Here is a 23,575-nt window from a genome sequence, read left to right on the forward strand (position 1 = left end):
CCGGGCGAGTCGCGAGCCGGAACCCGGTGTGTGAGGCTCGGGTGATGTTCGAAGGATTCCAGGAGGAACTGGTCCCGGTCGGCGAGGCGACGATCTTCGTGCGGCACGGGGGCGAAGGCCCGCCGGTGTTGTTGCTGCACGGCCACCCGCGCACGTCCGCGACCTGGCACCGGGTCGCGCCGCTGCTGGTGGAGCAGGGGTTCACGGTGGTCTGCCCGGACCTGCGCGGGTACGGTCGCTCGCGCGGGCCCGCGCCCACCCCCGATCACCGCGCCCACTCCAAGCGGGCCGTCGCGGGCGACCTGGTGGCCGTGATGGAGGCGTTGGGGCACAACCGGTTCCGGCTCGCCGGGCACGACCGGGGCGGGGCGGTCGCGCTCCGGCTGGCACTGGACCACCCCGAGGCCGTCGAGCGGGTCGCCCTGCTGGACTGCATGCCGATCAGCGAGCACCTGGCCCGCGCCGGCGCGGAGTTCGCCACCCGGTGGTGGCACTGGTTCTTCTTCGCCCAGCCGGGCACGCCGGAACGGGTGATCAACGCGGATCCGGTGAGCTGGTACGCGGGCGACCCCGACCACATGGGACCGGAGAACCACGAGGAGTTCCGCGCCGCCACGGGGAACCCGGACGTGGTGCGGGCGATGCTGGAGGACTACCGCGCCGGTCTCACCGTCGACCGCGCGGACGAGGAAGCCGACCGGGCCGCCGGTGTCCGGCTGCGCTGCCCCACCCTCGTCCTGTGGTCGCTGCGCGACGACCTGGAGATCCTCTACGGCGACCCGCTCGTGATCTGGCGCGACTGGGCCGACGACGTGCGCGGCCACGGGATCGACTCGGGGCACCACGTCGCGGAGGAGGCGCCCGGGGTGCTGGCCGCCGACCTGGCCGGGTTCTTCCGGCCCTGACGGCGGTCGGCGCGCTCGCACGGGCGGCGCAATCCTTGTCGTGTTGCGGGTTCCGGTCGGCTGGGTAGGGTGGTTTCCGCACGGTTCAGCCAGTAGCCGCTGCCTTTTCCGCTCCTCGGAGGAAGGTGCGCGCATGCGGATCGCCATGGTCACCTCGGTCGAGTCGGACCTGCCGGTGGTCGACCTGTCCGGCGCGCTCACCGGGTCGGGCCACCACGTCGTCGTGCACAGCACGCGGGCGGCGGAGGAAAGCGGGCCACAGCGGCAGTTGGAGTCGTTCGTCGCGGCGCTGCGGGAGAGCTGGGCGGCCGAGCCGCCGGACGTCGTCCACGCCCACCGCTGGACCTCCGGGCTGGCGGCGATGGTCGCCGCGCGCCCGCTGGACATCCCGATCGTGCACACCTACCAGGACACCACCCGTGCGCCCGCCGAGCGGGTCGACGTGGAACGCGCCGTCTGCCGGAGTGCCGCACGGGTGGTCGCCACCTCGGACGACGACCTGCCCGCGTTGCTGCGCCTGGGTGTCCGGCGGGCCAGCATCGCGGTCGTGCCCTACGGCGTGGACTGGAACCGCTTCACCCCGGACGGGCCGCGCGTGCCCCGGGGGTCGGCCCACCGCATCCTCACGGCGGCCTCCCACGGCGTCCCGCGCGAACTCGTCGCCGCGGTGCACGCCCTGCCGGACGCCGAGCTGGTGGTGTTCGACGGCCCGCCCCCGGCTGCCGGCCCGGCCGCGGCGGACGGCCGGGTGGTGCGGGTGCAGGCCGGCCCCGGCGACCTGCCGGCGCTGGTGAGGTCGGCCGACATCGTGGTGTGCGGCCCGTGGTGCGACCGGCCGTCGATCCTGGCGATGCAGGCGATGGCCTGCGGGGTCGCGGTGGTCTCCACCACGAGCGTCGGCGGCATGTCCGACGTCGTCGTGCACCGGGTCGCCGGGATGGTCCCGGCGCAGGGCGGGCCCGGTGGCCTGGTCCGCGTCCTGAGCGGCCTGCTCGCCGACCACGCCCGCCGCGAGGCCTACGCCATCGCCGGCATCGACCGCGTCCTGGCCCGCTACGGCCTCGACCGCGTCGCGGAGGACATCGCCGACGTGTACGCCTCCGCCGTCCGCCGTGAAGGCTCCTGAACGACCCTGACGGCGGTCGGGGAGCCGGCGGCCGGCCCGTTCCGGCCACAGTGGACGGATAGACCCCACGCCGCCCGAAATCCGGGGCGGACCGCCGGGCGCGGGGACGAGCGTGCCCGCAGAGCCCCGCGCACGACGACACCGTCCCTTTTCGCCCGTTTCGGCACACAGTGGACCGTTCGCTTGCCATCATGGGTCCGTTCATCCGGCACCGCGCGTGCCACCGAGCCGCAACTCCCCGGAGGTCTTGTCGTGTCGGCCGAGTTCGACCAGCTCGTCGCCCAGTTCGAGCAGTTCCAGGCCAAGCTGCACCGGGTCGACGACCAGGCCGCCGGGATCGGCGAACTGCAGCGCGAACTGGCCGCCATGGAGGTGGTGGCGACCTCGCCGGACCGGGCGGTGACCGTCGTGGCGGGCCCGTCCGGGGCGATCAAGGACATCCGGCTGGCCGACCACGCGATGCGCCGCCCACCGCACGCGCTGGCGGCGGCGCTGATGGCGACCCTGCGCCAGGCCGTCGCCGAGGCCGCGCGCCGGCAGGCCGGGATCGTGGAGCACGCGCTCGGGGACGACATGCACCTCACCGACCAGGTCCTGGAGACCCAGGCCCAGCTGTTCGGCGTCACGCCGCAGGAGCTGCGCGCGATGACCGAGCAGGCGCCCGACCACGTGCCACCGCCGGTCGGACCACCGCCGGCCGGCGCCCGTCGAGGAACCGGACGACTTCTCGCAGCGCCGGTTCCTGCGCGACGACGACCGACCCGCGCCGCCACCGGGCCCGCAGCGCAACCAGGACGGCCGGTTCCTCAACCTCTACGACGACGAGGACCGGTGATCGTGCTCCCCGTCGTCCTCGACCACCCAAGGAGTGCACCGTGAGCGGCGGTTTCGACGTCAGCCCCCAGGAGCTGCGGACGTTCGCCGGAATGCTCGACGGCCACCACGGCACCGCCGGCCAGATCGCCGGGCTGGTGGCCAGGGCGGACGTGTCGAACAAGTCGTGGGGCGTGGTCGGCCTGTTCGTCAAGGACAACTACACCCAGCTGCTGGACGACCTGAACGACCTGTTCACCGCCATGCAGGAGGGCCTGCAGTCCGGCTCGGACAAGTTCCGGGGCGCGGCGCAGGACTACGACGACCAGGAGGAAGCGGTCAAGCAGCTGCTCAACGGCCTCCAGGTCGAGCTGGACAAGCCGTAGGAGCGGGGGAAGACCACGATGGCGGAAGAGAAGACCAAGGCCGGCGGCGTCGAGATCACCGTCGGCGAGAAGGCCACCGGCCAGAAGGTGGCCGAGGCCGTCCCCTTCTACGGCAACTACCTCAAGACCAAGGAAGCGCTCGGCAAGGCCCAGAAGGACGGCGGCGCGGAGGTGACCGGCCTGGCCTCCGAGGCCACCGGGCTGATCGGCGCGCTCGGCACGTCGGCCTACGGGATCGCGACCGACCCGATCGGCTGGCTGGTCGGGCAGGGGCTCAACTTCCTGATCAGCGTCGTGCAGCCGCTGGAGGACGCGATCCACTTCGTCAGCGGTGACGGTCCGGCGCTCAACCAGGCGGCCGAGAACTTCGGCAACATCGCCAAGGGCGTGGCCGAGCTGCGCAAGAAGTTCGACGAAGACCTGCAGAGCTCCGTCACGGCCTGGGGCGGCCCGGCGTCGGAGGCGGCCGGCACCAAGCTCGGCGAGTTCGCCAACGGCATCGACGGCGTCGCGGGCCAGGCCGGCGAGCTGGCCCAGATGCTCCAGATCTCCAGCATGATCATGACGATCGTCGAGGACTTCATCAAGGCGATCCTGACCGAGCTGATCACCTGGCTGATCATGATCTGGATCCCCGCGCTGGCCGCCGCCGTGCCCAGCTTCGGCGCCTCGACCGCCGCCGCCGGCGCCGCGACGGGCGTGCGGGTCGCCTCGACCGGCAGCCGGGTCGCCCGGATCGTGGCCAGGCTGAAGCAGTTCCTGACCAAGATCCTCGACTTCCTGCGCAACCTGGGCAAGCGGGTCGGCAACGTGAAGACCGCCTTCCAGCGCTCGATGGCCAACAAGCAGATCGGCCACACCGCCGCCGTCGGCATGAGGGAGGCGAAGCTGCCCGGCAGCAACTCGCCGCTGGTCAAGCTCTGGGGCGAGAAGGGCATGATCGGCTCCCGGATGGCGGACGGGTTCGGCAAGTCCCTGGGGACCGCCGCGGTCGACGCCGGGCGCGCGCAACTGGGCCTGGGTGGCGGCGCGAACGCCGGTATCGACAAGCCGCTGCGCAACTACGGTTCCGGTCAGAAGGCGGCGGGCTACGACGACACCGGCTCCGACCAGTCCAAGCAGGAGACCGAGGGGTACCTGGACATCTGATGGACTACCTCCTCGATCTCGCCCTGCTCGTCGCCCTCCTGCTGGCCCTGTTCGGCCTGCTGGTCTGGGCGAGGTGGCGCAAGGAACGGAAGGTGCGGCGCGAGCACGCCGCCGCGCTCGCCGCACTCGCGCACCCGCTCGGCGGACGGGTGGTCGGCCCCGCCGAGGCCCGCGCGTGGTCGGCCGACCTCCTCCCGCCGCTGGCCAACGAGACCGGGGGCTTCACCGGCCGGCTCGGCACGGTCCGCCGGCCCCGGTTCGAGACGGCGGTGGACTTCCGGCGGGGCGACTGGTCGGTGCGGCTGAGCGAGGCGTCGATGAGGAAGGCCACCGCGACCAGCACGACCACGCTGCACCAGCACCGGGTGGAGGTGGCCGTGTCGGGGCTGCCGGAGCTGAAGCTGTGCCGGCGGATCCACGTGGACTTCCGGGGTCGGCCGCTGGCCGAGAAGCACCTCCGGGAGGTCGGGCCGGCGGGCGACGCGCCGCTCACGGTGGCGCGCGAGCAGCGGCCGTGGTCGCAGGTCCGGCTGCCGGCCGAGGTGGACCGGGAGTTCACCGCGTTCAGCACCGACCCGGCCACCGTGACGCGGGCGTTCACGCCCCAGGTGGCCGACTGGCTGCTCGGACACGCCGACTCCGACCCGCTGCTCAGCGCCATGCCCATCCTGCTGACCGCCGAGGCGGGCTTCGTCTACACCACCGGGCCCGGCCGGATCGACCCGGAGCAGGTGCTGCGGACGGTGGACCTGGTCCTCGGGCTGCTCGACCGGCTGCGCGCGACACCGGCCCACCCGCCCATCACGCCCTGAGACCCCGGGTTGCCACGTGGGTTGCCAGTTCGGCAACAGGATTTGCCGCCCGGCCCCGCCGGGGTCACCATCACGAGGACTGGCGGCGAGCGGGAAGGCGTGGCGATGACCCACGGGTTCGACAAGGAGTACTGGGAGCGGCACTGGCAGCAGGCGGGAGCGGCGGATCCCGGTCGCGCCGGCGGGGGTCCGCCGAACCCGCACCTCGTCCGGGAGACCGGTGACCTCGTGCCGGGCACGGCGCTGGACGCGGGGTGCGGCGAAGGTGCCGAGGCGATCTGGCTCGCCGCGCACGGCTGGCAGGTGACGGCGGCCGACATCTCGGCCGAGGTGCTCGCCCGAGCCGCCGCACGCGCGTCGGCGAGCGGGGCGGCCGAGCGCGTGCGGTGGGTCGAGGCGGACCTGGGCACCTGGCAGCCGGGAACGCCGTTCGACCTGGTCACCACCCACTACGCCCACCCGACGATCCCGCAGCTGGACTTCTACGACCGCATCGCCGACTGGGTCGCACCCGGCGGCACCCTGCTGATCGTCGGCCACCTCCACACCGCCCACCTCCACACCGGCCACCTCCACACCGGCCACGGGCACGGGGCCGACCACCGGCCGCCCGCCGAGGCGTCGGCCACCGCCGAGACGATCACCGCGCGCCTGGACGGGGCGGCGTGGGACGTCGCCACCGCCGAGGAGTGCCACCGGACCGCCGTCACCCGCGAGGGCGGCGAGATCCCCCTCCACGACGTCGTCGTGCGCGCCACCCGACGCCGGTAGCCACCGGTCGGGGACCGGTCACAACATCCCGGCCGCGCGGAACAGGCGGTCGTAGATCTCCCGGATCACGTCCTCCTTGCGCTGGTTGTAGTCCACGACCGTGCCACCGCCGGGGATCGCGGACCGCTTGGCGTCCTCGTAGAGCGCGCGGTCCTCGGGGTGGGTCCGCAGCCAGTCGCGGAACATCCGGTGGCGGATCGCCTCGGGGCAGTCCGGCCCGAACACGTGCAGGTTGACCCGCGGCACGCCCAGGCGCAGGGCCCGGTGCTCGTGGAACGACGGTTCGCGGATCACCAGCACGTAGCCGAGTCGTTCGAGCGCGGGCACGTAGGCGTCCTCGTCCCGCGAGTCGGCCACGGTCAGGTCGATGTCGATGACGTCCTTGGCCGCCAACCCCTCGACCGACGTCGACCCGACGTGCTCGACGTCCAGGGCGGCAGCGCCGAGCGCCGCCCTGATGTCCGTGGCCAAGGCCTGGTAGCGCAGGGGCCACTCCGGGTCGTACGGGGTGATGACCACGTTCTCGGGAGCGGGCGGACCCAGCACCCACGGGTCTTCGTCGGGGTCGGGGTCGTGGTGACGGGTGATCTCGTCGAAAGCAGGCACCCGGCGCAAGATAGCGAGCCGCACCGGACCCGTCGACTCCATTCCCCCCGGCCAGGTCGGACGCGGTCATCTCCGTGCAAGTGCGGATGTTTCGAGGGGGCGGCCGGGTGGAGGGTGACGGGGTGCGACAGCCGGGTGCGGCGCGGTAGGCGTCGTGGCGGTTCGCCGTCAGCGGCCGCCTGGCGGGGCGGCGGAGGGGATGTTCGATGGCCGAGGTGCTCACCGACCGTGTCGCTCGGATCCGGCGACGGTTGGTCTGCCGCTGGCGTCTCGACGACGCGGGTGCGTTGCAGTGCTGGTGGTCGACCGACGATCGCGCGCCCCGCTCCCGCCATGTCCGGCCGGCGGAACCGGACGGGCTGGTCGTCGCGGGTCATGACGTCGGTGACGGTGGCGCGAACCTGACCAGGCGGACGGGTCTTCCGACGGCAGGATGAGAAGTGCGACCGACTCGTCGCGGCCGAAATGGGCATCTCGCGGCAGTGCGCGTCGCAGTGCGACAACGGCCACCGCCGCCGGCGGTCCAACTCCACCTGAGCGTCCCCCACCTCATGCCCTCATACAGCTAGCCGAGGACCACGCACCCTTGGCGGGTCAGGGTGTCGAGGAGGTGCGGGGGCGGGTCGACGTCGTTCCAGCGCAGGTCCAGCTTTTCCAGGGCGGGCATCCCGGCGACCCAGTCGGGCAGTTCGGTGAGGTGGTTGGACCGCACGTCGAGGTGGCGCAGGAGCGGGAGTTCGGCCAGGGACTCCGGGATCGCGGTCAGCGCGTTCTCGCGGAGGTCGAGGTGGCGCAGCTGGGTCAGGTCGGCGACCGAGGCCGGCAGGCGGTCGAGGGCGTTCCCGCGCAGCCACAGTTCCCGCAGCCGGGACAGTCGGCCGATCGTCTCGGGCAGAACGCGCAGGTCGTTGTGCTGGGCCCGCAACTCCACCAACCCCCGCAGGTCGCCGATGGACTCCGGCAGTGCGGTCAGGCTGTTCTCCCCCACGTTGAGGTAGCGCAGGCCGGTCAGCCCGCCCACCGAGCCGGGCAGCGCGGTCAGCTTGTTGTCGTGCAGGTAGAGGAAGTCGGTGAGGGCCGGGAGGCCGCCGATCTCGTCGGGCACCTCGGTGAGCGCGTTGTGCCCCAGGTCGAGCGTGCGCAGGTGGCGCAGCCGGCCGATCTCCGGCGGGATCGCCGTGAGCCCGTTGTCCGCCAGGATCAGGACCTCCAGGTCCGTCCGCCGCCAGATCTCCGCCGGCACCTCGCCCAGACCGTGCCGCCACAGGTTCAACGCCCGTTCCACGTCGCTCTTCCCGGTTCTGGTCGGCGATCATGCCGGTCGGTGGCGGGGCCGGGAGCACCGGCCCCGCCACCGGGGTCAGCGGGCGGGGTGCGGGAAGTAGCCCCGCCCGGTGAAGAAGTCCACGTGCCGGCCGAACAGGTCGAGGGTGGTGGGCGGGCAGGTGATGGTGGTGCCGGCCAGGGCGGCGGTGGTCTCCGCGTCGTCGATCGGCGGGTAGAACGCGGCCGGCGCGGCCGACATCACGTCGAAGGCGTCCAGCAGCGGGACCAGCGCGTTGGTGCGGTCGGCCAGGATCCGGGCCCGGAACTCCGCGTCGTCCAGCGGGTCCAGGCGGTGGCCCCGGCGGCGCAGCTCGGCGATCATCTCGGCCATCGGCAGCGTGGTGTGGCCGCTGACGTGGAACGTCCGGGAGTGCGTGGTCCGGGAGATGTGCAGGATCGCCGCACTGGCGTAGTCGACGGGCATCAGGCGCAGGTCCACGCCGGGGTCGGCCGGGGCCGCGCCAGCGTCCAGCATTCCCTTCAGGCTCAGCCAGACGAAGTCGCGGGTCTGGCACGCCCCGGTCTGCCGGTCGCCCGCGATGAGGTCGATCCGGTACACCGAGACCGGCAGACCGCGCTCCCGGGCCAGGTCCACCACCTGCTCGGCGACCCACTTGCTCTGGGTGTACCCGGTGGGCAGGGCCGCGCCGGGGCCGGACGGGTCGGTCACCGCGATGCCCGTGCCGCCGTCGGCCGACGCGGTCAGGAACACGCCCAGCGTCGACACGTGGTGCAGCGGCACGGTGCGGTGTCGGGCGGCCAGGCGCAGGAGTTCCTTCACCGCCAGCACGTTCGCGCCGCGCACCGCCGCGTACGGCCGCACCCAGTTGACCTCGGCCGCCGGGTGGTAGACCGCGTCGACCGAGCGGGCCAGGGCGTCGAACCGCTCCGGGTCCAGTCCCAGCGCCGGCGCGGCCAGGTCGCCGGGCAGCACGGTGATCCGGGACCGGTCCAGGTCGAGCCCGTACCAGTCCAGGGTCGCGTCGAGCCGGGCGCGGGCGGCGGTCTCGTCCGCGGCGCGCACCAGGCAGTGCACGTGGGCGCGGGTGCCGGCCAGCAGGTCGCGCAGCAGGTACGCGCCCAGGAACCCGGTCGCCCCGGTGAGCAGCACCTCGGCCGGGTCGGCGGCGACGGTCACCACCTCGTCGGCGGGCACGATGTCGGGGTCCAGCCCGATGTCGGCGGCCAGCGCCGCGGCCAGGTCGCCGCCCTCCGGCGCGGGGTCGCCGAGCAGCGCTGCGGTCAGGTGGCCGGCCAGCGCGTCGAGCGTCGGGTGGTCGAACACCAGCGTCGTGGGCAGCCGCAGCCCGGTCAGCCCGGCCAGCCGGTTGCGCAGCTCGACCCCGGTCAGCGAGTCGAACCCGAGGTCGGCGAACCGCTCCCGCTCGCCGATCACGGCCGGGTCGGCGTGCCCGAGCACACCGCCCACCTCCTCGCGCAGCAGCCCGAGCAGCCGCTCCCGCCGGCCCGCCGCGTCCAGCCCGGCGAGGTCGGCGGCCAGCGAGTCGGTGGTGACCTCGCTGTTGCGGGCGGTCGGCCGGGACGGCACGCGGACCAGGCCGGCCAGCACCGGCGGCACCTGGCGGGGCTGGGCGCGCAGCGCGGCGGTGTCCAGCGGCGCGGCGGTGAGCGCGGGCAGCCCGGTGGCCACGGCCAGGTCCAGCAGGGCCGGGCCGGTGTCCGACGGGATCGGCGGGTAGCCGGCGCGGGCGATGCGCTCGACGTCGGCCGCGCCCAGTTCGCCGCCGGCGGCGGTCGCCGCCCACAGCCCCCACGCGACCGACGTCGCCGGCAGGTCGAGGGCCGCCCGGTACTCGGCCAGGCCGTCGAGGAACGTGTTGGCGGCGGCGTAGCTGGACTGGCCCGCGCCGCCGATCACCCCGGCCAGCGAGGAGAACAGCACGAACGCGGTCAGGTCGTGCTCGCGGGTCAGCTCGTGCAGGTGCCAGGCGGCGTCCGCCTTCGGCCGCAGGACGCCCGCCAGCCGCGCGTGGTCCGTGCCGACCACCAGGCCGTCGTCGATCACGCCCGCCGCGTGCAGGACGGCGCGCAGCGGCCGGTCGGCCGGGATGCCCGCGATCAGCTCGGCGACGGCGGCGCGGTCGGCCAGGTCGCACCCGACGACGGACACCTCCGCGCCGAGCGCGGCCAATTCGGCGCGCAGTTCCGCCGCGCCGGGCGCGGACGGCCCGCGCCGGCCGGCGAGCAGCAGGTGCCGCACGCCGTGCGCGGTGACCAGGTGCCGGGCGAACAGCGCGCCGAGCGTGCCGGTGCCGCCGGTGATCAGGACCGTGCCCGCCGGGTCGAACCGGTGGGCCGGGCCGCGCGGGACGCGCCGCAGCCGGGGGGTGAACGCCCGGTCGCCGCGCACGACGACCTGGGCCTCCCCGGACGCCACGACCGCCGCGACGGCCGCGTCACCGTCGGCTTCGAGCAGCACGAACCGGCCGGGGTTCTCCGACTGGGCGGAGCGCACCTGGCCCCACACGGCGGCGGCGGCCGGGTCGGTGACCGGCTCGCCCGCGACCGACATCGCGCCCGTCGTGCGGAACACCAGCGGCACGTCGGCGCGGCTGTCGTCGTTGAGCCAGGCGTGCGCGAAGGTCAGGACGGTGCCGGTGAGCCGGTGCAGCGCGGCGGGCACGTCCTCGCCGGGCTCGGTGGCCAGCGGGACGACCACGGCCTCCCCGCCGAGCCCGCCGGCGGTGTCCGGCAGCACCACGGGCGCCCACTCGGTCCACAGCAGGGATTCGTGCTCACGGCCGTGCGGGGCGTCGGCCGCGCCGAAGACCAGGTCGGCCGACGCGACGGGGTGGCCGGCGCGGTCCACGGCACGCAGGCGCAGCCCGTCGCCGTGCGGTGTCAGGGTCGCCCGCACGGCCGCCGCGCCCACGGCGTGCACCCTGGCGTCGCGCCAGGTCACGACGTGCCCGCCGGCGGTCCGCAGCACGCCGTCGAGCAGCGCCGGGTGCAGCAGGTAGCCGTCCGGGCGGTGCGGCTCGGCCAGGTCGACCTCGATCGGGGTCGCGTCGGCGGGCGGTCCGCCCGGATCGGGCCGCACGCCGCGCGGCACGAGCGCGCCGGTCGCGGCGACGGTCCACAACTGGTCGCCGTCCTCCGGCCGGGTGTGCACGGCCACCGGCCGCGCGCCGTCGGCGTCCGCCGGACCGACCCGGACCTGGAGGTGCAGCCCGCCGCGCGCGGGCAGGGCGAGCGGGCCGTCGACCCGCAGTTCCCGCACGGCCGGGCAGCCGACCTCGTCGCCCGCGCGCAGCACCACGTCCAGCAGCGCCGCCGACGGCAGCGCCACGACCCCATCGGCGTCGGCGGACGCCCACGGCACGGACCGCGCGGACACCCGGCTGGTGAACAGCACCTCGTCGGCGCCCGCGAGGTGCACGGCCGCGCCGAGCAGCGGGTGGCCGGCCGCGGTGAGGCCGAGCGCGGCGGTGTCCAGCGTCTCGGAGCCCGCGACGTGCCAGAACCGCTCGTGCTGGAAGGCGTAGGTGGGCAGCGGCACGGTCCGCGCGCCGGGGAACGCCCGCCGCCAGTCGACCGGCACGCCCCGGCTGTGCAGCACGGCCAGCGCCCGCAGGAACGTCTCGGGGCCACCCTCGTCGCGGCGCAGCGTCCCGGTGAGCACGACCTCGTCGCCCGCCGTCTCCTGCACCGACACCTGGAGCACCGGGTGCGGGCTGACCTCGACGAACACCCCGTAGCCGGCGTCGGCGAGCGCGGCCACCGAGCGGGCGAACTCGACCGTGCCGCGCAGGTTGCGGTACCAGTAGCCGGCGTCGAGGCCGGCGGTGTCCTGCCAGTCGGCGGTGACGGTGGAGAAGAACGGGATCGTCCCGGCGCGCGGCGCGATCGGCGCGAACGCCGCCAGCAGCTCGTCGCGCACCAGCTCGACCTGCGGCGAGTGCGACGCGAAGTCGGTGTCGAACCGCTTGACCCGCGCGCCGTCGGCCTTGCAGCCGGCGAGGAACTCGTCCAGCGCGTCCCGGTCGCCGCCGACGAGCACCGCGTTGGGCCCGTTCTCGACGGTGACCGACAGCCGCCCGGGCCACGCCGCGAGCCGGGCCGCGACCTCGGCGCGGGGCAGCGCGACCGCGCCCATCCCGCCGACACCTTGGAGCTTGAGCGCGATCCGGCTGCGCAGCGCGACGACCTGGGCGGCGTCCTCCAGCGACAGCGCGCCGGCGACGTGGGCGGCGGCCACCTCGCCCTGGGAGTGGCCGACCACGGCGTCCGGCCGCACGCCCCACGCCTGCCACAGCGCGGCCAGCGACACCATCACGGCGAACAGGACCGGCTGCACGACGTCGAGCCGGTCCAGCGCGGGCGCGCCCTCCCGGCCGCGCAGCACGTCCTCCAGCGAGAAGTCCCCGAACGGCTCCAACGCCTTGGCGCACAACGCGATCTGCGCGGCGAACTCGGGCGAGGCGTCCAGCAGCGGCACCGCCATGCCGGCCCACTGGCTGCCCTGGCCGGGGAACACGAACACGGTCCGGCCGACCTCGCCGGCCGTGCCGCGCACGACCGCGGGGACGTCCGCGCCCTCGGCGATCGCGGCGAGTCCGGCCAGCAGGTCGGCCCGGTCGGTGCCCACGACGACCGCGCGGTGCTCCAGCGCGGCCCGCGTGGTGGCCAGCGAGTGCGCCACGTCGTACGGGTCGGCGTCGGCGGGCAGGGCGGCGGCCAGCCGGGCGGCCTGGGCGCGCAGCGCCGCCGGGCCCCGGCCGGACAGCACCCACGGCACGGCGGCGGGCGCGGGGCGCGCGACGGGCTCGGCGTCCGGCTCCGGCGGGGCCTGCTCCAGCACGACGTGCGCGTTGGTGCCGCTCGCGCCGAACGCCGACACCGCGCCGCGCCGGGGCCCGTCGGTCGCGGGCCAGTCACGGGCCTCGGCCAGCAGCTCGATGTCACCGGAGGACCAGTCCACGAACGGGCTGGGCTCGTCCAGGTGCAGGGTGCGCGGGAGGTGACCGTGCCGGATGGCCTGGATCATCTTGACCAGTCCGGCGATGCCGGCGGCGGCCTGGGCGTGGCCGATGTTCGACTTGAGCGAGCCCAGCAGCAGCGGGCGGCCGGCCGGGCGGCCCTGGCCGTAGGTGGCCAGCAGGGCCTGCGCCTCGATCGGGTCGCCGAGCCGGGTGCCGGTGCCGTGCGCCTCCACCGCGTCCACGTCGGACGGTCGCAGTCCGGCGTCGGCGAGCGCGGCGCGGATCACCCGCTCCTGGGACGGGCCGTTGGGCGCGGTGAGCCCGTTGGACGCGCCGTCGGAGTTCACCGCGCTGCCGCGCACGACCGCGAGCACCCGGTGGCCGTTGCGGCGGGCGTCGGCCAGCCGCTCCACGACCAGCACTCCCCCGCCCTCCGACCAGCCGATGCCGTCGGCGGCGGCGGCGAACGGCTTGCAGCGGCCGTCGACGGCCAGGCCGCGCTGCCGGGCGCCGTCGATGTAGCCGCCGGGGTGCGCGGCCACGTAGACCGCGCCGGCCAGCGCCAGGTCGCACTCCCCCGCCCGCAGCGCCCCGGCCGCGAGGTGCAGCGCGACCAGCCCGGACGAGCAGGCGGTGTCGATCGACACCGCCGGGCCCTCCAGCCCCAGGGTGTAGGAGATCCGGCCGGAGGCCATCGAGCTGAGCTTGGAGGTCATCTGGTAGCCCTCGAACTCGGGCGGGCCGTCCAGGTCGAGGTAGCTCTGCTCGACCAGCCCGGCGAACACGCCCGTCCGGCTGCCGCGCAGGGTGGTGGCGTCGATGCCGGCGTGCTCGACCGCCTCCCACGCGGCTTCCAGCAGCACCCGCTGCTGCGGGTCCATGGCCAGCGCCTCGCGCGGCGAGATGCCGAAGAACGCGGCGTCGAACCCGCCGGCGGTCTCCAGGAACCCGGCTTCCCGGATGTAGAACCGGCCGGGCGCGGCGGGGTCGGGGTCGTAGAGGGCGTCGAGGTCCCAGCCCCGGTCGTCGGGGAACGGGCCGATGCTGTCGCGCTCCTCGACGGCGAGCCGCCACAGCTCGTCCGGGTCGGCCGCGCCGGGGTAGCGGGCGGACATGCCGACGATCGCGATCGGCTCGTCCCGGGTCGCTTCCAGCTCGGCCACGCGCTTGCGCGCCCGGCGCAGGTCGGTGGTGACCCGCTTGAGGTACTCGACCAGCTTGGCCTGGTCGTCCTGCGGTTCGGCCATGGCGGGCGCGTCTCCTTCTGCGGGGCGGTCGGGCTGGGCGGGGTGGTCAGGCACTGCCGAACTCGCTGTCGATCAGGTCGAAGATCTCGGTGACCGAGGCCGCCGAGATCTCCTCGTCCACGGCGGCGCGGTCGGGTTCCAGCACGGCGAGCAGGTCCCGCAGCCGCCGCGCCACCGCCTCCGCGCGGGGCCCGCCGGGCGGGTCGGCGGCGAGCGCGCTCTCCAGCCCGGCGAGGTGCGCGAGCGGACCGGACGCCGCGTCGAGCCGCTCCACGACGAACTTGGCGAGCGCGGCGGGCGTGGCGTGGTCGAACAGGGCGGTGGCGGGCAGCGCGACCCCGAGGGCCGCACCGAGCCGCTTGCCCAGCTCCACCGCCGTCATCGAGTCGAACCCGGCGTCGTGGAACGCCCGGTCGCGGCCGACGGCGGCCGGGTCGCCGTGCCCGAGGACGGCGGCGGCCTGGGTGCGGATCGCGTCCAGCACGGCGCGGTCACGGGCGTCGTCGTCCAGCTCGGACAGGTCCAGCCGGGCCGGGGGCGGCGCGGCGGCGGGCGGCACGAGGTCGCGGAACAGCGCCGGAACGCCCCGGTCGCGCACCACGTCGGTCCGGACCGGGCCCGCGACGAGCAGGGTCTCGTCCGCACCGAGGGCGGCGTCCACCAGCAGGGCCCCGGTGGCGGGGTCGACCGGGCCCACCACGTCGTCCGGACGTCCCCAGGCGATCACCCGCGCCCGGTGGTCCTCGGCGAAGGCGATCAGGGCCGCCGCCTCGGCGTTCGGCACGGGTGAGATCGCCGCGACGTCGGTGAACAGCACGAGCAGCGCGCCCGGCGCGGCCTCGGCCAGTTCGCGGGCCCGCTCGGCGGTCGCGTCGGCCAGGAACACCGCCGCCACGTCCTGCCCGGCGAGGGCTGCCGGGTCCGCGTCGAGGAGTCGGGTCGGGCCGTGGCGTTCGGCCAGGTGCCGGGTCAGCCAGTCCGGCCCGGACACCGCGATCCGGCCGTCGAGCGCCGGGGCCGGGGCGGGGCCGGCCGGGGTGAGCCGGGGCGCGGTGAGCACCCCGGCGAGCCACGAGACGACGGGTTCGTCCCCGTCGGGCAGTCCCGGCGGCGGGGTGGTGCTGTCGGTGCGCAGGGCGGTGATCCGGCCGGGGTGGCGCTCCTGCCACTCCCGCACCGCATCCGGCGGGGCCGCCACGACCAGCCGCGCGCCGCCCGGTCCGGCGAGCCGGTCGGCCAGCACGCGGTCCAGCTCGTCGGGTTCGGGCCGCAGCAGGACGGCGTCCGCACCGTCCCAGGCCACCGGTCGGCTGGGGATTTCCACCCAGCGCACGGCGAACAGGGCGTCACCGGGGTCGGGCGCGACCCGGTCGACCACGACCGAGGTGACCTCCTCGACGGCGAACACCACCGTGCCGTCGGCGTCGAGCAGCGCCACGGACGTCCCGGTCACGGCGGCACGTTCCGGGACACCGCCGGGGAACCTCCGCACCCCGCGCCAGTGCTTGCGCCACTGGGAATCGTCGGCACGCGGCAACACCGCGTCCACCACGGTTTCGGGCAGCTCGGCGGGTACTTCGACCGGCAGCGGCACGGCGGCTGCCACGGCCGGCGGGACGCTCGCCGCGGTGAGCACGCCGGACGCGGCTGCGGTCCACGGACCGTCAGCGCGGGTCCGGACGTGGGCGGTGACCGGCCGATCGCCGCTGTCGTCGGGAGAACCGACCCTGATCTGGTAGGCGACCGTGCCCCGGGTGGGCACTGCCACCGGGCCTTCCAGGTCCATTGTGGACAGCGTCGGCGTCCCGACCGATTCGCCGACACGAAGTGCCAAGGCGGCCACAACTGCCCCGGACAGCACCGGCACGCCGTGCACGGTGTGCCGGAGCGGCAACGCGTCGGCCGGGAGTTCCCCGGTGAGCAGCGCGCTGCCGTCGGCGAGGACCACGGGCGCGCCCTGCGGGTCCCGGCCGCGACCTGCGGTCAGCCAGTACGAGCGGTGCTCGAACGGGTAGGTGGGCAACGAGACCGTCCGGGCTCCCGTGCCCGCGAAGTACGCCGACCAGTCGACGTCCGCACCCACCGCGTGCGCGGTTCCGAGTGCCGAAACGAGAGTCGCCGGCTCGGAACGTTCCCGGCGCAGCAGCGCGACCGCCGGCACGTCGGCGGAGAGCCCCACCAACGGCGTGAGCACCGCGTCGGGCCCGAGTTCGACGAACCGCCCGACGCCGTTCGCGACGGCCGTGTGGACGGCGTCGCCGAACCGGACGGTCCGGCGCACCTGCGTCACCCAGTAGTCGGGGTCGGCGAGTTCGTCACCGGGCACGGCGCTGCCCGTCAGCGTCGAGACCATCGGGATGCGCGGCGGCCGGAACTCCAGTCGGGCCACCACGTCCCGGAACCCGTCCAGCATCGGGTCCATCCGCGCCGAGTGGAACGCGTGCGACACCGTCAACCGCGTCACCTTCACACCATCGGCAGCCAACCGATCCGCGACCCGCGACACCGCCTCTTCGACACCCGACAACACCACCGAGCGCGGCCCGTTCACCGCCGCGACCTCGACCTCCGGCTCCAGCAGCGGCAGCACGTCCTCTTCGCTCGCCCGTACCGCGACCATCGCCCCACCAGTCGGCAGAGCGGCCATCAAACGCGCCCGAGCCGACACCAAGGCCACCGCGTCATCCAGCGAGAGCACGCCCGCGACGTGCGCGGCGGCGACCTCGCCGACCGAGTGACCGACCACGAAGTCCGGTCGCACGCCCCACGATCCGACCAGCTCCGCCAACGCCACACCCAACGCGAACAGACCCGGCTGCGCGAAACCCGTCCCGTCGAGGCCATCCCCGGACTCCACGGCCTCCCGCAGGCCCGGGAACCGGTCCAGCAGGGCGAAGTACGGTTCAGCGAACGCCGGGAACGCCTGGGCCAGCTCGAACCCCATGCCCGCCCGCTGCGCGCCCTGACCCGGGAACAGGAACCCGGTGTCACCCGTGACCGGATCCGCGACCGGACCGTCCGCGAGTTCGCGCAAGCCGTCGAGCAGCGCGGCACGGTCGGCACCGACGACCACGGCCCGGTGCGGGAGAACGGCCCGCCCGGTGGCCAGCGTGGCGGCGACGTCCAGCGGTTCGACGGCCGGGTCCGCCACCTGGGCCACCAGCCGTGCGGCCCACTCGTGGACGGCCTGCGGAGTCGCACCGCGCACCACCAGCGGAAGCACAGCGGGAACGGCCCAATCGGGGGCCACGGCCGGTTCGGGTTCCTCGATGACGACGTGCGCGTTCGTCCCGCTGATCCCGAACGACGACACACCCGCCCGACGCGGACGACCACCCCGCGACCACGGCTGCTGTTCCGTCAACAACCGCACCGCGCCACTGTCCCAGTCCACATGCGGACTGGGCTCCTCCGCGTGCAGAGTGCGCGGCAACACACTGTGCCGCAACGCCTCCACCACCTTGATGATCCCACCAACACCCGCAGCAGCCTGCGAATGACCGATGTTCGACTTCAACGACCCCAACCAGAGAGGACGATCGCGATCACGGCCGTAGGTCGACAACAGGGCGTTGGCCTCGATCGGGTCACCCAGAGCGGTACCGGTGCCGTGCGCCTCCACCACGTCCACATCGGACGGAACCAGACCCGCGTCCGCGAGTGCGGCCAGGATCACCGCCTCCTGGGCAGGACCGTTGGGGGCGGTCAGGCCGTTGGACGCGCCATCGGAGTTCACGGCGGTGCCCCGGACGACGGCCAGCACGCGGTGCCCGTTGCGGCGGGCATCGGAGAGGCGTTCGACGACGAGCACGCCCACGCCCTCGGCCCACCCCGTGCCGTCCGCGCCGGCACCGAACGCCTTGCACCGGCCGTCCGGCGACAGCCCGCGCTGCCGCGAGAACTCCACGAACGCGGTCGGAGTCGCCATCACCGCCGCCCCGCCCGCCACGGCCAGGTCGCACTCACCGCGCCGCAACGCGTTGGCGGCCAGGTGCAACGCCACCAACGACGACGAGCACGCGGTGTCGACGGTCAGCGCGGGCCCGGTGAGCCCGAACGTGTAGGCGACCCGACCCGATGCCACGCTGCCCGCGCTGCCGGTCGCGAGGTAGCCCTCGATGCCGTCAGGCAGCCGGTCCACCCCCACGCCGTAGTCGTGGTACATCACACCGGTGAACACCCCGGTCCGGCTGCCGCGCACCGAATCCGGCGCGATACCGGCACTTTCGAACGCCTCCCAGGTGGTTTCGAGCAACAGCCGTTGCTGCGGGTCCGTGGCCAGCGCCTCACGCGGAGACATCCCGAACAACCCGGCATCGAACCCGGCCGGATCACTCAAGAACCCACCCGACCGCGTGTAACTGTGCCCCACCCGATCCGGATCAGGATCGTACAAACCCTCTACATCCCACCCACGATCAGAAGGAAACGGCCCAACCGCATCCGTACCGGCCGCCACCAACCGCCACAGATCAGCCGGCGACGCCACCCCACCCGGATAACGACACCCCATCCCGACGATCGCGATCGGCTCGGTGGTCGCCACGGCCACCACCGGCGCGGCGGGCCCGGTGCCCGCGAGCTCGCGGTCGAGGTGGGCGACGAACGCGGCCAGGTCGGGGTGGTCGAACACGACGGTGGCGGGCAGCCGGACACCGGTCGCGGCGGCCACCCGGTTGCGCAGCTCGACCGCCGTCAGCGAGTCGAAACCCTGGTCGCGGAACGGTTTCCGATCGGCGATGCCCGCCGGGTCGGCGTGCCCCAGGACGGCGGCGGCTTCCGCCCGCACCAGGTCGCGCAACGCCCGCACGCGGTCCTCCCCGCCGAGCCCGGCCAGCCGGTTCGACGGAGCCGGGGCCGCTGCGGCGGTTCGCAGCACACCCGGCGTGGCCGGGCCTGGTGCGCCGGCCGCCGCGAGGTCCAGCCGGGCGGCGGCCGGCGCGGGGTCCGTGCCGGCGACCGCCAGGTCGAACAGCGCCATACCGTCCGAAGTGGACAGCGCACGGACGCCGACGCGTTCCAGGCGGGCCAGGTCGGCGGTGCCGAGCCCGGCGGACAGTGCGCTGTCCGCCTCCCACAGGCCCCAGGCGATCGAGACGGCGGGCAACCCGGCCGCCGCCCGGTGCGCGGCGAGGGCGTCCAGCGCGGTGTTCGCGGCGGCGTAGTTCGCCTGGCCCGCCGTGCCGAGCACGCCGGCCAGCGAGGAGTAGAGGACGAACGCCGTCAGGTCGCGGTCGCGGGTCAGGTCGTGCAGGTGCCAGGCGGCGTCGGCCTTGGGCCCCAGGGCGGTGTCGAGGTGCTCCGGGGTGAGGTCGGTCAGCACCCGGTCGTCCGAGACGCCCGCCAGGTGCACGACGGCCCGCAGGTCCGGCAGGTCGGCGACCACCCGGGCCAGCGCGTCCCGGTCGGTCACGTCCACCGCCAGCAGCCGGACCCCGGGTCCGGCCAGGTCCGCCGCGCCGGGCGCGTCGGGTCCGCGCCGGCTGAGCAGGACGACGTCCCGCGCCCCGTGCCCGTCCACCAGGTGCCGCACCAGGGCCGCGCCGAGCGCGCCGGTGGCCCCGGTGACCAGGACCGTGCCGGCGGACCAGGACGGCGGGGTGTCGGGCGTGCCGGGCGCGCGGGTCAGCCGGGGCACGAGCAGCGCGCCGGCCCGGATCGCGACCTGGGGCCGGCCGGTGCCCGCCGCGAGCCGGGGGTCGCCGTCGCCGTCCACGAGCACGAACCGGTCCGGGTGCTCGGCCTGCGCCGACCGCACCAGACCCCACACCGGGGCCTGCGCCGGGTCGATGGGCGGGCCGCCGGCGGCGATCGCGCCCCGGGTGTGCACCACCAGCGGGCCGGGGCGGTCGTCGGCGAGCCACCGCTGGAGCCGGGCCAGGGTGGCGTGCACCGGGTTCCGGTCGGTCGGGCCGGCACCGGCCGGGACGGTGAACACCTCGGCACCGGCCGGGCGGTCCGGCACGGGCACCGGCCGCCAGTCCACGGTGTGCAGGCCGTCCGGGCCGGGGCGGGTCAGCGGGCGCAGGGTGAGCGCGTCCACGGTGGCGACCGGCCGGCCGCCGGCGTCGGCGAGCAGCAGCGCGACCGTGCCGTCCGGGCGCGGGGTGAGGCGGGCCCGCGCGGGCGTGGCCGCCGGGTCGAGCACCTCGACCCCGGCCCAGGCGAACGGGACGCGCGGGCGCGGGTCGTCCGGGATCAGCACGTGCAGCGCGGCGTCGAGCAGCGCCGGGTCCAGCACCGCGCCGGCCGGGCCGGCGGGCAACGCGATCTCGGCGTGCCGCACGTCCGACCGCCACCCGGCGACCAGGCCCCGGAAGGCGGGCCCGTACTCCAGCTCTGCGGCGGCGGCGACCCGGTAGACCTCGGCCACGTCGACGGGGTCACCGGCCGGCGGCCACACCGACAGCGCGTCGGCGGCGGCCCGGCCGGCGGGCGCGAGGGTGCCGGTGGCGTGGGTGGTCCACGGGCCGTCGTCCGCGCGGGCGTGCACGGCGACCACGCCGTCAGCGGACGCCTCGACCTGGACGTCCAGTCCGGCGGGTCCGACGACGAGCGGGGCGGTGAGGGCGAGATCGCGGACCCTGGGTGCCGCCACCTCCACGCCGGCGCGCAGCACCCAGTCCAGCACGGCCGCGCCGGGCACGACGACGTCCGCGCCCACCCGGTGGTCGGCCAGCCACGGGTGCGTCCGGAGGGACAGCCGGCCGGTCAGCAGCACACCGCCGGTCACCGTGTGCACGACCGCGCCGAGCACCGGGTGCCCGATCGCCGTCAACCCGAAGTCGTGGGCGTCGGCCGCGGTGCGCACGGGGTCGATCCAGTACCGCTCGGTCCGGAACGGGTAGGTGGGCAGCGGGACCGTGCGGGCACCGGCGAAGAACGCGGCCCAGTCCACGTCCGCGCCGCGTGCCCCGAGGGTGGCGATGGCGTTCACGGCGGTGGTGGCTTCGTCGTGTTCCGCGCGCAGCAACGGGATCGCGGCCACGTCACCCGGTAGTTCGGCGGTCTCCACCAGCGCCGACAGCGTCGTGGCGGGTCCGAGTTCGAGGAACCGGGTGACGTTGTTCGCGGCGGCGGTGCGGACCGCGTCGCCGAACCGGACGGTCCGGCGCACCTGTGTCACCCAGTAGTCGGGGTCGGCGAACTCGTCGCCGGACACGACCTCGCCCGTCACCGTGGACACCGCCGGGATCTGCGGTGGCCGGAAGTCGAGTCGTGCCACCACGCTCCGGAACTCGGCCAGCATCGGGTCCATCCGCGCCGAGTGGAACGCGTGCGACACCGTCAACCGGGTCACCTTCACACCATCGGCAGCCAACCGATCCGCGACCCGCGACACCGCCTCCTCGTCACCCGACAACACCACCGAGCGCGGCCCGTTCACCGCCGCGACCTCAACTCCCGTTTCCAGCAAAGGAAGAACGTCCTGCTCGCTCGCCCGTACCGCGACCATCGCCCCACCAGTCGGCAGAGCGGCCATCAGCCGGGCGCGAGCCGACACCAACGTCACGGCGTCGTCCAGCGAAAGCACACCCGCGATGTGAGCCGCAGCCATCTCGCCGACCGAGTGACCCGCCACGAAATCGGGCCGCACGCCCCACGAACCCACCAGCTCCGCCAACGCCACACCCAACGCGAACAGACCCGGCTGCGCGAAACCCGTCCCGTCCAGACCAACTCCGGACGCCACGGCCTCCCGCAGGCCCGGAAAGCGTTCCAGCAGCACGGAGTACTTCTCGCCGAACGCCGGGAACACCTCAGCCAGCGCCAAACCCATCCCGGCCCGTTGCGCGCCCTGACCGGGGAACAGGAACCCGGTGCGCCCGGGAACCCTGGTCACGACAGGGCCGCCCGCCGCGACGGCACGCAACCCGGCGACCAGTTCCGCACGGTCCCGGCCGGTGACGACGGCGGACGCGGCGAGCCGGGCACGGCCGGTGGCGAGAGTGCGGGCGACATCGGCCGGCTCGCGCACGTCGACCACGTCCAGCAGCCGAACGGCCTGGTCGCGCACGGCCGTAGGGTCGGCGGCGGACAACACCCACGGCAACACAGGCGGCACGACCGGGGCGGCGGCGGGTTCCGGTTGGTACTCCTCGACGATGACATGCGCGTTCGTGCCGCCGAAGCCGAACGAGGAGACACCCGCCCGACGCGGACGTTCGCCCACCGGCCACGGCTGCTGCTCAGTCAACAACCGCACCGCGCCGCTGTCCCAATCGACGCGCGGGCTGGGGTCGTCGGCGTGCAAGGTCCGGGGCAGCACCCCGTGCCGCAACGCCTCGACCACCTTGATGATCCCACCCACACCCGCAGCCGCCTGCGCGTGACCGATGTTCGACTTCAACGAACCCAACCACAGCGGACGATCGCGATCACGGCCGTAGGTCGACAACAAGGCGTTGGCCTCGATCGGGTCGCCCAACGCCGTGCCGGTGCCGTGCCCTTCGACAGCGTCCACATCGGACGGTGTGAGCCCCGAATCGGCCAGTGCCGCGAGGATCACCCGTTCCTGCGACGGCCCGTTGGGCGCGGTCAGCCCGTTGGACGCGCCATCGGAGTTCACGGCCGAACCGCGCAGCACGGCGAGCACGTGGTGACCGGACCGCACGGCGTCGGACAGGCGTTCCACGGCCAGCACGCCCACACCCTCGGCCCACCCGGTGCCGTCCGCGCCGGCACCGAACGCCTTGCACCGGCCGTCCGGCGACAACCCGCGCTGCCGCGAGAATTCGAGGAACGGCATGGGGGTCGCCATCACCGCCGCGCCGCCCGCCAGCGCCAGGTCGCACTCGCCGCGCCGCAGGGCGTTCATCGCCAGGTGCAGGGCGACCAGCGACGACGAACAGGCCGTGTCGACCGCGATCGACGGTCCGACCAGGCCGAACACGTAGGACAGCCGGCCCGCCGCGACGCTGCCCGCGCTGCCGCTGTAGAGGTAGCCCTCGAACTCGCCGGGTGACGGGCGGCTGCCGTAGTCGCTGTACATCAGCCCGGTGTAGACGCCGACGCGCCGGTCACGCAGCCCGTCCGGGCGGATTCCCGCGTGCTCCAAGGCTTCCCACGCGGTCTGCAACAGCAGCCGTTGCTGCGGGTCCGTGGCCAGCGCCTCACGCGGAGACATCCCGAACAGCCCGGCGTCGAACCCGGCCGGATCACTCAAGAACCCACCCGACCGCGTGTAACTGTGCCCCACCCGATCCGGATCAGGATCGTACAAACCCTCTACATCCCAACCACGATCAGAAGGAAACGGGCCGACCGCATCCACACCACCAGCCACCAACCGCCACAGATCAGCCGGCGACGCCACCCCACCCGGGTAACGACACCCCATCCCGACGATCGCGATCGGCTCGTGCCGGCGGTCCTCGGCCTCGCGCAACCGGTCCCGGGCGTCCTTGGCCTCGGCGACGGCGCGCTTCAGGTACTCGCGGAGCTTGTCCTCGTCTGCCACCGTTCCCGCTTTCCTCCGTGCCACAGGGTTT

Annotated in this window: 10 protein-coding genes and 1 pseudogene; 7 read left to right on the forward strand and 4 right to left on the reverse strand. The window is 74.7% G+C overall.

Annotation, left to right across the window (positions count from 1 at the left end; all coding sequences use genetic code 11):
• Positions 1–44 precede the first annotated feature (44 nt).
• From BN6_RS23320 to BN6_RS23350, 7 genes are all read left to right on the forward strand, one after another.
• Entirely contained in the window at positions 45–905 is an 861-nt protein-coding gene (locus tag BN6_RS23320) for an alpha/beta fold hydrolase (protein ID WP_015102206.1), read from the forward strand.
• Positions 906–1,038: 133 nt separating this feature from the next.
• Positions 1,039–2,031, forward strand: a complete 993-nt coding sequence (locus BN6_RS23325; protein ID WP_015102207.1) for a glycosyltransferase — start codon at positions 1,039–1,041, stop codon at positions 2,029–2,031.
• 252 nt (positions 2,032–2,283) lie between these two features.
• On the forward strand, positions 2,284–2,910 hold the full coding sequence (locus BN6_RS23330) for a YbaB/EbfC family nucleoid-associated protein (protein WP_015102208.1): 627 nt from the start codon (positions 2,284–2,286) through the stop codon (positions 2,908–2,910).
• Positions 2,907–3,230 carry a WXG100 family type VII secretion target gene (locus BN6_RS23335; RefSeq protein ID WP_041313719.1) on the forward strand — a complete coding sequence of 108 codons (324 nt, stop codon included), beginning with the start codon at positions 2,907–2,909 and terminating at the stop codon, positions 3,228–3,230. Before BN6_RS23330 ends, BN6_RS23335 begins: the two co-directional genes overlap by 4 nt.
• 18 nt (positions 3,231–3,248) lie before the next feature.
• Positions 3,249–4,379 carry a hypothetical protein gene (locus BN6_RS23340; protein ID WP_015102210.1) on the forward strand — a complete coding sequence of 377 codons (1,131 nt, stop codon included), beginning with the start codon at positions 3,249–3,251 and terminating at the stop codon, positions 4,377–4,379.
• Positions 4,379–5,191 (forward strand): hypothetical protein, encoded by an 813-nt coding sequence (locus BN6_RS23345; protein WP_015102211.1) that lies wholly within the window; start codon positions 4,379–4,381, stop codon positions 5,189–5,191. The genes BN6_RS23340 and BN6_RS23345 overlap by 1 nt, the downstream gene beginning before the upstream one ends.
• A 105-nt stretch (positions 5,192–5,296) precedes the next feature.
• Positions 5,297–5,962 carry a class I SAM-dependent methyltransferase gene (locus tag BN6_RS23350; protein WP_041317826.1) on the forward strand — a complete coding sequence of 222 codons (666 nt, stop codon included), beginning with the start codon at positions 5,297–5,299 and terminating at the stop codon, positions 5,960–5,962.
• Positions 5,963–5,980: 18 nt separating this feature from the next.
• Here BN6_RS23350 and BN6_RS23355 read toward each other — a convergent pair whose 3' ends face one another.
• From BN6_RS23355 to BN6_RS48030, 4 genes and pseudogenes are all read right to left on the reverse strand, one after another.
• Positions 5,981–6,568 (reverse strand): GrpB family protein, encoded by a 588-nt coding sequence (locus tag BN6_RS23355; protein WP_085983610.1) that lies wholly within the window; start codon positions 6,566–6,568, stop codon positions 5,981–5,983.
• A 565-nt stretch (positions 6,569–7,133) separates the two neighbouring features.
• Positions 7,134–7,853 carry a leucine-rich repeat domain-containing protein gene (locus BN6_RS23360; RefSeq protein WP_015102214.1) on the reverse strand — a complete coding sequence of 240 codons (720 nt, stop codon included), beginning with the start codon at positions 7,851–7,853 and terminating at the stop codon, positions 7,134–7,136.
• Positions 7,854–7,928: 75 nt separating this feature from the next.
• Positions 7,929–14,054: pseudogene (locus BN6_RS23365) on the reverse strand (thioester reductase domain-containing protein); the annotation flags it as partial.
• 76 nt (positions 14,055–14,130) lie between these two features.
• On the reverse strand, positions 14,131–23,544 hold the full coding sequence (locus BN6_RS48030) for a type I polyketide synthase (RefSeq protein ID WP_041313731.1): 9,414 nt from the start codon (positions 23,542–23,544) through the stop codon (positions 14,131–14,133).
• Positions 23,545–23,575: the final 31 nt, after the last annotated feature.

This window comes from Saccharothrix espanaensis DSM 44229, from assembly GCF_000328705.1.
Classification (GTDB): Bacteria; Actinomycetota; Actinomycetes; order Mycobacteriales; family Pseudonocardiaceae; genus Actinosynnema; species Actinosynnema espanaense.

Bases quoted from the DNA above. Each gene is read 5' to 3' on its own strand.
- BN6_RS23345 (WP_015102211.1), top strand. From the start codon at position 4,379: ATGGACTACCTCCTCGATCTCGCCCTGCTCGTCGCCCTCCTGCTGGCC.
- BN6_RS23320 (WP_015102206.1), top strand. From the start codon at position 45: ATGTTCGAAGGATTCCAGGAGGAACTGGTCCCGGTCGGCGAGGCGACG.
- BN6_RS23340 (WP_015102210.1), top strand. From the start codon at position 3,249: ATGGCGGAAGAGAAGACCAAGGCCGGCGGCGTCGAGATCACCGTCGGC.
- BN6_RS23325 (WP_015102207.1), top strand. From the start codon at position 1,039: ATGCGGATCGCCATGGTCACCTCGGTCGAGTCGGACCTGCCGGTGGTC.
- BN6_RS23350 (WP_041317826.1), top strand. From the start codon at position 5,297: ATGACCCACGGGTTCGACAAGGAGTACTGGGAGCGGCACTGGCAGCAG.